Consider the following 12,488-nt stretch of genomic DNA (forward strand, 5'->3'; position numbering starts at 1 on the left):
CCCCCCCCCCCCCCCCCCCCCCCCCCCCCCCCCCCCCCCCCCCCCCCCCCCCCCCCCCCCCCCCCCCCCCCCCCGGGACCGTCCGGCCACCGCTCGTCAGGAGAGGTGCCATGTCCACCACCGCGGCCCGCCCCGGGCCGGCCACCCCGCCCGCGCCGCCGGCGGCCCCCGCGCCCGCCGCGCACCGGCCGCGCCGTCGCCGGCCCGGCCTCACCGCCTACGTCCTGCTGGTCCCCGCCGTCCTCGTCCTGGTCGCCGGCATGGGGTACCCGCTGTACTGGCAGGTCATCACGTCGATGCAGGAGTTCGGCCTGGCGCAGCAGTTCGGCCAGCCGCCGACGTTCGTCGGGCTCGACAACTACGCCCGCATCTTCACCGACGACCGGCTGTGGGCCGTCGTCGCCCGCTCCATCGTGTTCTGCCTGGTCAACGCGTTCGCCACCGTGATCCTCGGCGTGCTGTTCGCGCTGCTGATGAAGGCCGTGCACCCGGTCGTCCGGATCGTGCTGCAGGTCGCCCTGCTGCTCGCCTGGGCCATGCCGATGGTCGCCGCCGTCACCGTGTGGAAGTGGCTGTTCGACTGGCGCACCGGCGTCGTCAACTGGCTGCTGGTCCAGCTGGGCTTCGACCAGTACAGCGGGCACGCGTGGCTCGCCCAGCCGCTGTCGTTCTTCTTCGTCGCGACCGTGATCATCGTGTGGATGTCGGTGCCGTTCGTGGCGCTGTCCGTCTACGCCGCGCTGACGCAGGTGTCCGACGAGGTGCTCGAGGCCGCCCGCATCGACGGCGCCGGCCCGACCCGGATCCTCTGGCACATCACGATGCCGCTGATCCGTCCCGTGCTGTCGATCGTGCTGCTGCTGCAGATCATCTGGGACCTGCGGGTGTTCGCGCAGATCCGGCTCCTGCAGGACAGCGGCGCCCCGGTCAGCGAGACCAACCTGCTGGGCAACTTCATCTTCGAGCTCGGCATCGGCCGGCAGGACTTCGCCGGCGCGGCCGCCGTGTCGATCTTCGTGCTCGCGCTGACCGTGCTGCTGAGCTGGCCGTACGTCCGGAACCTGCTGAAGGAGGACGCATGAGCGCCACCACGTCCCCCGCGGGCCCCGCCGGGTCGGTGGACCCGGTCGCCGCCCCGCCCGCCCGCGCCGGGACCCCCGCGGTGCCGAGCGCCTCCGGGCCGCGGCCGCGACGGGGCGCCGCCGGCGGCCGGCTGGGCCGCCGGGTCCGCCGTGCGCTGCTCGGGCTGCTGGCCGTCGTCATCGCCGTCGTCTGGGCGTTCCCCGTCTACTGGATGGTGCTGTCCTCGGTGCTGCCGGGCTCCCGGCTGCGCTCCACGACGCCGACGTTCCTGCCGACCGGCGCCACGCTGGCGAACTTCCGGTCCGTGCTCGACGGGGCGGGGTTCGGCACCGCGCTGCGGATGAGCCTCGCGATCACCGCCGTCACCGTCGTGGCCGTGCTGGTGTTCGCGTTCCTCGCGGCGCTCGCGATCAGCCGGTTCCGGTTCCGCGGGCGGCTGACGTTCGTCATCGCGGTGCTGTTCGTCCAGATGCTGCCCGCCGAGGGCCTGTTCATCGCGCAGTACAAGATGCTGTCGTCGGTCAACCTGCTGAACAGCGTCATCGGCGTCTCGATCCTGTACACCGCGGCCGTCGTGCCGTTCACGATCTGGATGCTGCGCGGCTTCGTCGCGGGCGTGCCGATCGAGCTCGAGGAGGCCGCGATGGTCGACGGGCTCAGCCGGGTCAAGGCGTTCCTGCGGATCACGTTCCCGCTGCTCGCGCCCGGCCTGGTCGCCTCCGGGGTGTACGCGTTCCTGCAGGCCTGGAACGAGTTCACCGTCGCGCTCGTCGCGCTGCCCGCCGAGTCCGCCCGCACGCTGCCGCTGTGGCTGCGGTCGTTCCTCGCGGCGTCCGCGAACCGCGGGGTCGACTGGGGCGAGGTCATGGCCGCGTCGACACTCATCGCCGTCCCCGTGATCGTCTTCTTCCTGCTGGTGCAGGGCAGGATGACCTCGGGGCTGGTGTCCGGAGCGGTGAAGGGCTGACGTGGACGAGCTGATGACCTGGCCGCGCGGCGCGTCCGCGGGGCCGGAGGGGCCGGGCGTGCCGGCGCCGGCCGGGGCCACCGGGCCCGCCGCCGGCCCGGACGTCGCCGCGGGGTGGTCCGTGGGGCTCGACGTCGGCGGCACCAAGACGCTCGGCGTGCTGGTCGCGCCGGACGGCGCCGTCGGACCGTCGGTGCGGCTCGCCGCCCGGCCCGGAGGCGACGGCGTCGCCGGGACCGCCGCCGAGGCCGTGCGGGCACTGGTCGCGCAGGCCGGGCTGACGCCGGGGTCGCTCGTCGGCGTCGGTATCGGGCTGCCCGGCATCGTCGACCCCGCGACCGGGCGCGTCGAGCACGCGGTCAACCTCGGCATCGAGGTGGCGGTGCCGCTCGCGGCGCGGGTGTCGGCCGCGCTCGACGGGGTGCCGGTGCGGCTGGAGAACGACCTCAACGTGGCGGCGCTCGGCGCCGCCCACCTGCTGCCCGACCCCGCCCCGGACCTCGCGTTCCTGGCGCTCGGCACCGGCCTGGCCGCGGGCCTCGTGCTGGACGGCCGGCTGCGGCGCGGCGCGTCGGGCGTCGCCGGCGAGATCGGCCACCTGGTGCACGTCCCCGGCGGGCTGCCGTGCCCGTGCGGCCAGCGCGGCTGCCTCGAGCAGTACGCGTCCGGCGGCGCGCTGTCCGCCGCGTGGCCCGGGCCCGGCGACCGACCCGCGCCGGTGGCCCTGTTCGAGGCGGCCGACTCCGGGGATGCTGGTGCCGTGGCGGTGCGCGACCGGTTCGCCGGGGCCGTGGCCGCCGCGGTGCGCGTGCTCCTGCTCACCACCGACGTCGCGCACGTCGTCGTCGGGGGCGGGGTCGCCGAGCTCGGCGACCCGCTGCTGCGGGTGGTGCGCGCACGGCTGGACGACGAGGCCCGGGACTCCGCGTTCCTGGCCGCGATGCACATGGCGGAGCGGGTGACCCTCGCGCCGCGCGGAGTGCCGGTGGGTGCCGTGGGCGCCGCGCTGGTCGGACGGAAGGAGTCCTGATGGAGGTCGTCATCGCCCCGGGCCCCGAGCTCGCGCGGCTGGCCGCCGACGCGATCGAGCGGGTCGTGCGGGGGCGCGCCGCGGACGGCGGGCGCGCGGTGCTCGGCATCGCCACCGGGTCCAGCCCGCTGGCCGTCTACGACGAGCTCGCGCGCCGGCACGCGGAGGAGAGGCTGTCCTTCGCCGGGGTGCGCGCCTTCATGCTCGACGAGTACGTCGGCCTGCCCGCCGACCACCCCGAGCGGTACCGCAACGTCATCGAGAAGGAGTTCGCGTCCCGCGTCGACATCGACCCGGACGACGTGCACGGCCCCGACGGGCTCGCGGACGACATCCCGGGAGCGTGCGCGGCCTACGAGGCGGCCATCGCGGACGCCGGCGGCGTGGACGTGCAGATCCTCGGCGTCGGCACCGACGGGCACATCGCGTTCAACGAGCCCGGCTCGTCGCTCGCGTCCCGCACCCGGATCAAGACGCTCACCCGGCAGACCCGCGAGGACAACGCGCGGTTCTTCGGCGGCGACGTCTCCCAGGTGCCGACGCACTGCCTCACCCAGGGCCTCGCGACGATCATGTCCGCGCGGCACGTCGTGCTGCTGGCCGGCGGGAAGCACAAGGCCGAGGCGGTGCACCAGCTCGTCGAGGGCTCGGTCAGCGCCATGTGGCCCGGCACGGTCCTGCAGCACCACCCGCACGCGACGGTCCTGGTCGACGAGGCCGCGGCCGGGCGGCTGCAGCTCGCGTCGTACTACCGGGAGACGTTCGACGCGAAGCCGGACTGGCAGGGGATCTGAGCGTGCCGGGGCACCGGATCTTCGGGACGCCGTTCGCCGCGATCTACCCGCACTACGTGACGAAGGTCGAGCGCAAGGGGCGCGACGTCGCCGAGCTCGGCGCGGTCCTGGAGTGGCTGACCGGCTACGACGAGGCGGCTCTGGCGGCGGCGGTCGCGGACGAGCGCACCCTGGAGGAGTTCTTCGCCCGCGCCCCGAGGATGAACCCCGACGCGGAGCTGATCAGGGGCGTGGTCTGCGGCGTCCGCGTCGAGGAGATCGAGGACCCGCTCATGCAGCAGATCCGCTGGATGGACAAGCTGGTGGACGAGCTGGCCCGCGGCAAGAAGATGCAGAGCATCCTCCGCTCGTAGCTGCGCGCCCAGGTGCCGGCGGGCCCGCACGCGTCGGTGAGGTCGTCACTCGTTGGTGAGGTCGTCATTCGTTGGTGACGACCTCACCACGTGGTGACGACCTCACCGGCTGGTGACGACCGGGCGCCGACGTCACGGGTGCGGGCGGCACCGCGGCCACGCCCCGACACCCCGCGTACGGCGCGGCACGCCGGTGCTCGTCCCCAGGCCGAGCGGGCCGGGCTGGTCCGTGGCGCCGGTCGACGGGCACAGTGCCGAGATGCCTCCCGGCCGCGAGACCACCCAGCACCTGCGCCGACGCGCCCGCGGCGGGCTCCTGCTCGCCCGCGACGCCGAGCCCGAGGACCTCGCCCTGGTGCGCCGCGACGACGCCTGGCGACGACTCCGACGTGGCGCATACCTGTCACCACCCGACGGCGGCGGCGCCGAACCGCCGCACGAGGAGCGCCGCCGTGCGGTGCTCGCGAGGATCGCCGCGGTGCACGCGGACAGCCGGTCGGCGATCGTGTTCAGTCACACGTCGGCGGCCCTGCTGTGGCGGTGCGAGCTGCTCGAGGTGCTCGACGAGGTGCACGTCACGCAGCGCAGCCGGTCGCGGTCGCACCGGGACCCCGCGGTGGTCCGGCACCACGCCGCGGTTCCCGACGTCGACCGGGACCAGGTCGGCGGCTTCCCGGTGACGTCGCTCGCGCGGACGGCCGTCGACTGCGCCTGCCTCCTCTCCCGGGAGGCGGGCGTCGTCGTCGCGGACGCGGCCCTGCGCGCCGGCGCCGACGAGGGTCGGATCGGTGCGCTGCTGCGGGAGCGCGCCGGCGGGCGGGGGATCGCACGGGCCCGTGAGGTCCTGGCTTTCGCGGACGGCGGGTCGGAGTCGCCCGGCGAGTCGCTGACCCGGTGGCACCTCGCCCGCCACGGGGTGCCCGCCCCGCAGCTCCAGGTGCCCGTGGAGACGGCGTCGGGGCGGTTCCGTTCCGACCTCGGCTGGCCCGACGCGCGGCTGCTGCTGGAGTTCGACGGGTACGTGAAGTACAGCGGTGGGGGTGCCCGGGCCGCGGCCGCCGCGGTGTTCGCGGAGAAGCGCCGCCAGGACGCCCTCGAGGAGGCGGGCTGGCGTGTGCTTCGCGTCACGTGGACCGACCTGCGGACCCCCGCGGCGCTCGCCCGACGGGTGCGCGCGGCGCTCGACGGCCGCACCCGTCCCGGCGGATCTCGCACCCGGCCGTGAGGTCGTCACAAGCTGATGAGGTCGTCAGGAACGAGTGACGACCTCACCGGCTTGTGACGACCTCACCGGTCGGCCGCGCGCGGCGCGAGCCCGCGGCGGCCGGCGCGCGCCGGCCCCGGGGGCGTCGGAGGGGCCGCGTAGAGTGGTCGCCATGAGTGAGCCCCTGCCGCCGAGCACCGAGCCGGACCGACTCTCGGACCCCAGCACCGGCGCGGGGACCGGGCTGCTGGAGCGGCCCGCCGAGCAGACCGCCGAGCCCGGGGACCACGAGCGCTTCGCGCACTACGTGCGCAAGGAGAAGATCATGGAGTCGGCGATGTCCGGCAAGCCCGTGGTCGCGCTCTGCGGGAAGGTGTGGGTGCCGGGCCGGGACCCGAACAAGTTCCCCGTGTGCCCGGTGTGCAAGGAGATCTACGAGGGTCTCCGCGAGCCGCAGGACGGCGGCGACGGGGACTCCGGCTCGGGCTCGGGCGGCGGACGCCGCTGGGGCTTCGGCCGCGGCAAGGGGTCCGGCGACTCCTCCGGCGGACAGTGAGCGCCGCGGACCGCCCCGCCTCCGCACCCAGCACGCACGCCTCGCCGTCGGCAGCATCGCAGCTGCCCCCGGCGTTCCCTGCGCGTGCGCCCTGGGGGACGGCGGGCAAGCTGCGTGCCTGGCAGGCCGAGGCCCTCGAGCAGTACCTGACGACCGAGCCGCGGGACTTCCTCGCGGTCGCGACGCCGGGCGCGGGCAAGACGACCTTCGCGCTGCGCATCGCGACCGAGCTGCTGCAGGCCGGCATCGTGCGCCGCGTGACCGTCGTCGCGCCCACGGAGCACCTCAAGCACCAGTGGGCCGACGCCGCCGCGCGGGTCGGCATCAAGCTGGACCCGAACTTCAAGAACTCCCAGGGCCGGCACGGGCACGGCTTCGACGGCGTGGCGCTGACCTACGCCGGCGTGGCGTCCAAGCCCGCGCTGCACGCCGCCCGCACGACGGCCGCCCGCACGCTGGTGATCCTCGACGAGGTGCACCACGGCGGCGACGCGCTGTCCTGGGGCGACGCGGTCCACGAGGCGTTCGAGGGCGCCACCCGCCGGCTGTCGCTGACGGGCACGCCGTTCCGCAGCGACACCGCGCAGATCCCGTTCGTCGAGTACGAGCGCGGCGTCGACGGCATCCGCCGCAGCAAGGCCGACTACACGTACGGGTACTCCGAGGCGCTGCGGGACCACGTCGTCCGCCCCGTGCTGTTCCTCACGTACTCCGGGTCCATGCGCTGGCGCACCAAGGCCGGCGACGAGGTCAGCGCGCGCCTCGGCGAGCCGCTGACCAAGGACATGACCGCGCAGGCGTGGCGCACGGCGCTGAACCCGGACGGCGAGTGGATCCCGTCCGTGATCGCCGCGGCCGACCGCCGGCTGACCGAGGTCCGCCGCACCGTGCCGGACGCGGGCGCCATGATCATCGCGACCGACCAGACCGACGCCCGCGCGTACGCCGGGCACATCGCCCGGCTCACCGGGAAGTCGCCGACGGTGGTGCTCTCCGACGACGACGGCGCGAGCGCCCGGATCGACGAGTTCTCCGCCTCCGACGAGCGCTGGCTGGTCGCGGTCCGCATGGTCTCCGAGGGCGTCGACGTCCCGCGGCTCGCGGTCGGCGTCTACGCCACCAGCACGTCCACGCCGCTGTTCTTCGCGCAGGCCATCGGCCGGTTCGTCCGCGCCCGCAAGCGCGGCGAGACGGCGTCGGTGTTCCTGCCGAGCGTCGCCCCGCTGCTGGCGCTGGCGAACAGCATGGAGGTCGAGCGGGACCACGCGCTCGACCGCCCGCTCACGGCGGAGGAGCAGGGCGAGGGCTACAACCCCGAGGACGCGCTGGTCGCGCAGGCGAACCGCGCCGAGAAGGGGTCGGACGCCCTGCAGGGCACGTTCGAGGCGCTGGAGGCGCAGGCGTCGTTCGACCGCGTGCTGTTCGACGGCGGCGAGTTCGGCACCGGCGCGGACGTCGGCTCGGACGAGGAGCTCGACTTCCTCGGGCTGCCCGGCCTGCTCGACCCCGACCAGGTGACGACGCTGCTGCGGCAGCGCCAGGCGAGCCAGCAGAGCGCCAAGCGGTCCAAGGCGCAGCCCGCCGAGGACCGGGCCGAGATGGACCACCGCAAGCAGGCCGAGCTGCGCAAGGAGCTCGCCCAGCTGGTGGGCGCGTGGTCCCGCAAGAGCGGGCAGCCGCACGGCGCAGTGCACACGGAGCTGCGGCGCCGGTGCGGCGGGCCGGAGGTGGCCCTGGCGGACCCGAAGCAGCTCGAGGCGCGGGTGGCGATGCTGCGCGGCTGGTTCGTCGGCAAGCGCTGACCGACGTCACATTCGACGCGAACCCGCAGGTCAGCGCGTCGCCTTACCATCGCGCCGCCGGCGTGCAACCGCTGCGTTCGACGTGCCGAACCTCAGGATCGGTGCCATCGTCATCCCCGTGAACAGCGCGTTCACCGGGAAGACCCCCGGTGGCGCGATGCGCAGAACGAAAGGGAGCCGTCAGATGCCCACGTGGCTGATCCTCATCATCATCGGTGCTGTCCTGCTGATCGTCGGCGTGGCCGTCGAGGCCGCCAAGATCCTCATCTGGATCGGTATCGCCGTCCTCGTCGTCAGCCTGATCCTCGGCCTGCTGCGCCGCGGGAAGGCTCGCGTCTAGCGATCACGCAGTACGCCACGACGGCGCCCGCGCACCCCCCTGGAGCGCGGGCGCCGTCGTGTGCCCGGGGCCGGACCGTGCCCCGACCGCGCTCAGAGCGTGAGCGTCACCGTCGGGATCGCCGCCTCGTCGGCGGACAGGCGCCGGGCGCCGCGCGGGAGCTCGTCGCGGGACGCCGCGTGCCGGGCCGTCGCCGCGGCCACGCCCTCGGGTCCGGTCCAGCCCGGGAGGACCTCGCCGTCGGTCACGAGCGGCACCACGAGCGCGCGCAGGTCGTCCTCGGACGGCGCCCACGCCGCCACCGCCTCGTCGGGGCCGTCGACCACGACCTCCTCGACCGCCCGGCCGTCGCCGTCGAGCCGCCGGGCCGCCGACTTCCGGCCGCCGACCGACTCCTTGGCCTTCGACGCCTTCGCGACCGGCGCGAGCCGGCCGTCGGACCCCTCGCGGGCCACGAGCTTGTAGACCATCCCGCAGGTGGGGGCCCCGGAGCCGGTGACCAGCGAGGTGCCGACGCCGTAGGAGTCCACGGGCGCGACCGCCAGCGCCGCGATCGCGTACTCGTCCAGGTCGGAGGTGACGACGATCTTGGTGTCCCGCGCGCCGAGGCCGTCGAGCTGGGCGCGGACCTCCTGCGCGAGCACGCCGAGGTCGCCGGAATCGAGCCGCACCGCCCCGAGGCCGGGCCCCGCCGCGGCGACCGCCCGCTCGACGCCCCGGCGCACGTCGTACGTGTCGACCAGCAGCGTCGTGCCGGGGCCCGCCGAGGCGACCTGCGCGGCGAAGGCCGCCTCCTCGTCGTCGTGCAGCAGCGTGAAGGCGTGCGCCGCGGTGCCGATCGTGGGCAGCCCGTACCGGCGCCCGGCCTCCAGGTTCGACGTCCCGGCGAACCCGGCGACGGCCGCGGCGCGCGCGGCGGCGACCGCGGCCTGCTCGTGCGCGCGGCGGGCGCCCATCTCCAGGACCGGCCGGCCGATGGCGGCGCTGGTCATCCGGGACGCGGCCGACGCGATCGCCGAGTCGTAGTTGAGGACCGACAGCACCACCGTCTCGAGCAGCACGGCCTCGGCGAACGTGCCCTCGACGGTGAGCACGGGGGAGTGCGGGAAGAACATCTCGCCCTCGGCGTACCCGCGCACCGAGCCGGTGAACCGGTAGTCCGCCAGGTACGCCAGCGTGGCGTCGTCGACGACGCGCTCCCGGGCCAGCCAGTCCAGCTCCTCGGGGCCGAACCGGAAGTCGGCGAGCGCCTCCAGCACCCGCCCGGTCCCGGCGAGCACGCCGTACCGGCGGCCGTGGGGCAGGCGCCGGGTGAACACCTCGAACACGCACCGGCGCCCGGCGGTGCCGTCCGCGAGGGCGGCCTGGAGCATGGTCAGCTCGTAGCGGTCGGTCAGCAGGGCCGTGCTCGGCGTGCTCGGTGCGGTCATGTGCCCACGGTAGGCGCCGACCTGCGGGTCCGCGTCGCCGCGGGACCTACAGTGGTCGGGTGTCCGTGGAGATCGCACCCGAGGAGACCGCCCGCGCCGACGGGCAGCTCGCCGACGCCTGGGTCACGATCGTCTGGAACGACCCGGTGAACCTCATGTCCTACGTGACCTACGTCTTCCGGTCGTACTTCGGGTACCCGCAGGAGAAGGCGGAGAAGCTCATGCTCGAGGTGCACGAGGAGGGCCGGTCGGCGGTGTCGACGGGCAACCGGGAGCAGATGGAGGTGGACGTGCAGGCCATGCACTCCTTCGGCCTGTGGGCCACCCTGCAGCGGAGCGACGCCTAGGTGCGGGCGTTCCGGCGGGAGGGCGACGAGCTGGTCGCGGAGGTGGACCCGGGCGAGCGGGAGGTGCTCGCGACCGTGGTGGCCGACGTCGCGGAGCTGCTGGGCGGCGGGCGGTTCGAGGACCGCGCGCGGGAGACCGGCAGCGCCCGGCCGGGGCGCGCGGCCGCGGCCGACGACGCGGCGCTCGGGGTGCGGCTGCGGCTCGACCCGCTGCCCGCGCCCGACGACCCGGCCGTGCACCGGCTGCTGCCCGACGCGTCCCGGGACGACGACGCCGTGGCGGCGGAGTTCCGCCGGCTGACCGAGGACGACCTGCGGCAGCAGAAGATCGAGCGGCTGGCGGTGCTGTTCGACGCGCTGACCGTCGAGGCGCTGGGGCACGGGGCGGACGAGCCCGGCGGTCCGGACGCCCCCGACGCGCACGGCGCCCCCGACGACGACCACCCGCACGGCCGCCGCCGCCGGTCGCGGGGCCGGCACGAGGCCGTCGCGGTCGTGCGCGTCGCCAAGGAGCAGGCCCCGGCGCTCGCGGCCACGCTCACGGACGTCCGCCTGGTGCTGGGCGAGCGGCTGGGCGTCGTCGACGAGGAGGCGAGCGAGCGCCTGGAGCACGAGGTGGTCCGCGGCCGCCCGGGCGACGCGGCGGGTCAGGCCCGGCAGTACCTCGGCTCGGTGTTCCTGGCGCTCGGCTGGTGGCAGGAGACCCTGATGGCGTGCCTGCTGGCCGACCTGCCGGACGCGCCCGGCCGCCAGGACTAGGATCGGTGCCGTGAACGACGCACCCATCGGGATCTTCGACTCGGGGGTGGGTGGGCTCACCAACGCGCGGGCGATCATCGACCAGCTCCCGCACGAGTCGGTGCTCTACATCGGCGACACCCTCAACACCCCGTACGGCACGAAGCCGCTGGCGGCGGTCCGCGCGCACGCGCTCGAGGTGATGGACGACCTGGTCGACGCCGGCGTGAAGATGCTGGTCATCGCCTGCAACACCGCGTCCTCCGCCGTGCTCCGCGACGCCCGCGAGCGGTACACCCTGCGCCGCGGCCTGCCGGTGGTCGAGGTGATCCTGCCGGCCGCGCGCCGGGCGGTCGCCGCGACCCGCACGGGCAGGATCGGCGTGATCGCGACCGAGTCGACCGTGAAGTCGAAGTCGTACGACGACGCCTTCGCCGTGGCCCCGGGCGTGCAGCTGACCACCCAGGCGTGCCCGCGGTTCGTCGAGTTCGTCGAGGCGGGCGTGACGTCCGGGCCCGAGCTGCTGAGCGTCGCCGAGGAGTACCTGCGCCCGGTCAAGGAGGCCGGCGTGGACACCCTGGTGCTCGGCTGCACGCACTACCCGCTGCTGACCGGCGTGATCTCGTACGTCATGGGCGAGGACGTCACGCTGGTGTCCTCCGCGGAGGAGACCGCCAAGGACGTGTACCGCCAGCTGGTGGCGCACGACCTCGAGCGCGACCCGGCCGCCGGCGCCCCGGAGCACCGGTTCCTCGCGACCGGCGACCCGGACTCGTTCGCGACGCTGGCCCGGCGGTTCCTCGGCCCCGAGGTGCGGCACGTGGAGGCGCGCGGCGCGCTGCGCTGACGGCCGGGCTCGGCCGCGGCGCCCGTCGGCGCGCCGCCCGCGCCGCCCCGTGACGAGCGACACGTCCCCGCCGGGACCGACCGCCGCCCGCCGCGGCGCCCCGCACGGCATCATGGCTCCCTGGGCCGCCGGCGGACGTCGGTGCGCCGACACGCGTGCGGAAGGGGCACCCGCGGATGAGGCTCGTGGTCGTCGGCAGCGCGGGCTCGTTCCCCGGCCCGGACTCGGCGGCGTCGTGCTACCTGGTGCAGGCCGAGGGCCCGGACGGTACGGGCACCTCACGCACGTGGAACGTGCTGCTCGACCTCGGAAACGGCGCGCTGGGCCCGCTGCAGCGGCACCTCGCCCCGGCCGACCTCGACGCGGTCGCGATCAGCCACCTGCACGCGGACCACGTCGCCGACGTCGTCGTGCTCGGCGTCATGCTGCGCTACGACCCGCGCGGCGCCCGGCCGACGCCGCTGCCGCTGCACGGCCCCGAGGGCGTCCGCGAGCGGCTGGCGCAGCTGTCCGGCCACGACCCGGCCACGAGCACCGCCGACCACCTGGCGCTGGGCACCTGGCGCGCGGGGGAGCCGGTGCGGGTCGGGCCGCTGACCATCGAGCCGGTGCCGGTGGAGCACCCGGTGCCCGCGTTCGGCTTCCGGGTCACGGGCCCGTCCGAGGCCGACCCGGCGCGCACGGTGACGCTCGCGTACACCGGGGACACCGACGAGTGCCCGGGCCTGGACGAGCTCGCCGCGGACGCGGACCTGCTGCTGGCCGAGGCCGCCTACCTCGAGTCGACGCCCGCCGCGCCGCGCGGGGTGCACCTGACGGCCCGGCGCGCGGGCCTGGCGGCGCAGCGCAACGGGTCCCGCCGGCTGCTGCTCACGCACCTGGTGGCGTGGAACGACCCGGCGGAGAGCCTCGCGGAGGCGGCCGCGGCGTACGACGGGCCGCTGGACCTGGCGCGGCCGGGGACGGTCGTCGCGCTCTGACGCCCGGCGCGGGTCGT

General features: G+C 75.4%; 14 protein-coding genes. 13 read left to right on the forward strand and 1 reads right to left on the reverse strand.

All coding sequences use genetic code 11. The features are described 5' to 3' along the window. Positions 1-110 precede the first annotated feature (110 nt). From AC3WUG_RS03420 to AC3WUG_RS03460, 9 genes are all read left to right on the forward strand, one after another. Entirely contained in the window at positions 111-1,082 is a 972-nt protein-coding gene (locus AC3WUG_RS03420) for a carbohydrate ABC transporter permease (RefSeq protein WP_492326370.1), read from the forward strand. Then, positions 1,079-2,050 (forward strand): carbohydrate ABC transporter permease, encoded by a 972-nt coding sequence (locus tag AC3WUG_RS03425; RefSeq protein WP_492326371.1) that lies wholly within the window; start codon positions 1,079-1,081, stop codon positions 2,048-2,050. Before AC3WUG_RS03420 ends, AC3WUG_RS03425 begins: the two co-directional genes overlap by 4 nt. 1 nt (position 2,051) lies before the next feature. Then, positions 2,052-3,080, forward strand: a complete 1,029-nt coding sequence (locus AC3WUG_RS03430) for an ROK family protein (RefSeq protein ID WP_492326372.1) — start codon at positions 2,052-2,054, stop codon at positions 3,078-3,080. Next, a complete protein-coding gene (gene nagB, locus AC3WUG_RS03435) occupies positions 3,080-3,874 on the forward strand; it encodes a glucosamine-6-phosphate deaminase (RefSeq protein WP_492326373.1) in 795 nt (264 codons plus the stop codon). Before AC3WUG_RS03430 ends, nagB begins: the two co-directional genes overlap by 1 nt. 2 nt (positions 3,875-3,876) lie before the next feature. Then, positions 3,877-4,227, forward strand: coding sequence for a DUF2200 domain-containing protein (locus AC3WUG_RS03440; RefSeq protein WP_492326374.1), 351 nt, complete (start codon positions 3,877-3,879; stop codon positions 4,225-4,227). Positions 4,228-4,486: 259 nt separating this feature from the next. Further along, complete coding sequence (locus AC3WUG_RS03445; protein ID WP_492326375.1) at positions 4,487-5,452, forward strand: hypothetical protein; 966 nt, start codon at positions 4,487-4,489, stop codon at positions 5,450-5,452. A gap of 151 nt (positions 5,453-5,603) precedes the next feature. Beyond that, on the forward strand, positions 5,604-5,987 hold the full coding sequence (locus tag AC3WUG_RS03450) for a DUF3039 domain-containing protein (RefSeq protein WP_492326376.1): 384 nt from the start codon (positions 5,604-5,606) through the stop codon (positions 5,985-5,987). Continuing rightward, on the forward strand, positions 5,984-7,789 hold the full coding sequence (locus tag AC3WUG_RS03455) for a DEAD/DEAH box helicase (protein WP_147796122.1): 1,806 nt from the start codon (positions 5,984-5,986) through the stop codon (positions 7,787-7,789). Before AC3WUG_RS03450 ends, AC3WUG_RS03455 begins: the two co-directional genes overlap by 4 nt. A 184-nt stretch (positions 7,790-7,973) precedes the next feature. Continuing rightward, positions 7,974-8,129, forward strand: a complete 156-nt coding sequence (locus AC3WUG_RS03460) for a hypothetical protein (RefSeq protein ID WP_168217007.1) — start codon at positions 7,974-7,976, stop codon at positions 8,127-8,129. Positions 8,130-8,221: 92 nt separating this feature from the next. Here AC3WUG_RS03460 and AC3WUG_RS03465 read toward each other — a convergent pair whose 3' ends face one another. Continuing rightward, on the reverse strand, positions 8,222-9,559 hold the full coding sequence (locus AC3WUG_RS03465) for a nicotinate phosphoribosyltransferase (RefSeq protein ID WP_492326377.1): 1,338 nt from the start codon (positions 9,557-9,559) through the stop codon (positions 8,222-8,224). Between the two features lie 59 nt (positions 9,560-9,618). Here AC3WUG_RS03465 and clpS point away from each other — a divergent pair, with 59 nt between their 5' ends. The 4 genes from clpS to AC3WUG_RS03485 all read left to right on the forward strand — a co-directional run bounded on the left by clpS (position 9,619) and on the right by AC3WUG_RS03485 (position 12,471). Beyond that, positions 9,619-9,906 carry an ATP-dependent Clp protease adapter ClpS gene (gene clpS, locus AC3WUG_RS03470; RefSeq protein ID WP_371300440.1) on the forward strand — a complete coding sequence of 96 codons (288 nt, stop codon included), beginning with the start codon at positions 9,619-9,621 and terminating at the stop codon, positions 9,904-9,906. Then, positions 9,907-10,665 (forward strand): DUF2017 family protein, encoded by a 759-nt coding sequence (locus AC3WUG_RS03475; protein ID WP_492326378.1) that lies wholly within the window; start codon positions 9,907-9,909, stop codon positions 10,663-10,665. It abuts the gene before it with no gap. A gap of 10 nt (positions 10,666-10,675) precedes the next feature. Continuing rightward, entirely contained in the window at positions 10,676-11,491 is an 816-nt protein-coding gene (murI, locus tag AC3WUG_RS03480; protein WP_218706045.1) for a glutamate racemase, read from the forward strand. A gap of 176 nt (positions 11,492-11,667) precedes the next feature. Then, complete coding sequence (locus tag AC3WUG_RS03485; RefSeq protein WP_492326379.1) at positions 11,668-12,471, forward strand: MBL fold metallo-hydrolase; 804 nt, start codon at positions 11,668-11,670, stop codon at positions 12,469-12,471. Positions 12,472-12,488: the final 17 nt, after the last annotated feature.

The organism is Cellulomonas sp. EB106-03-03-XG116, assembly GCF_058792015.1.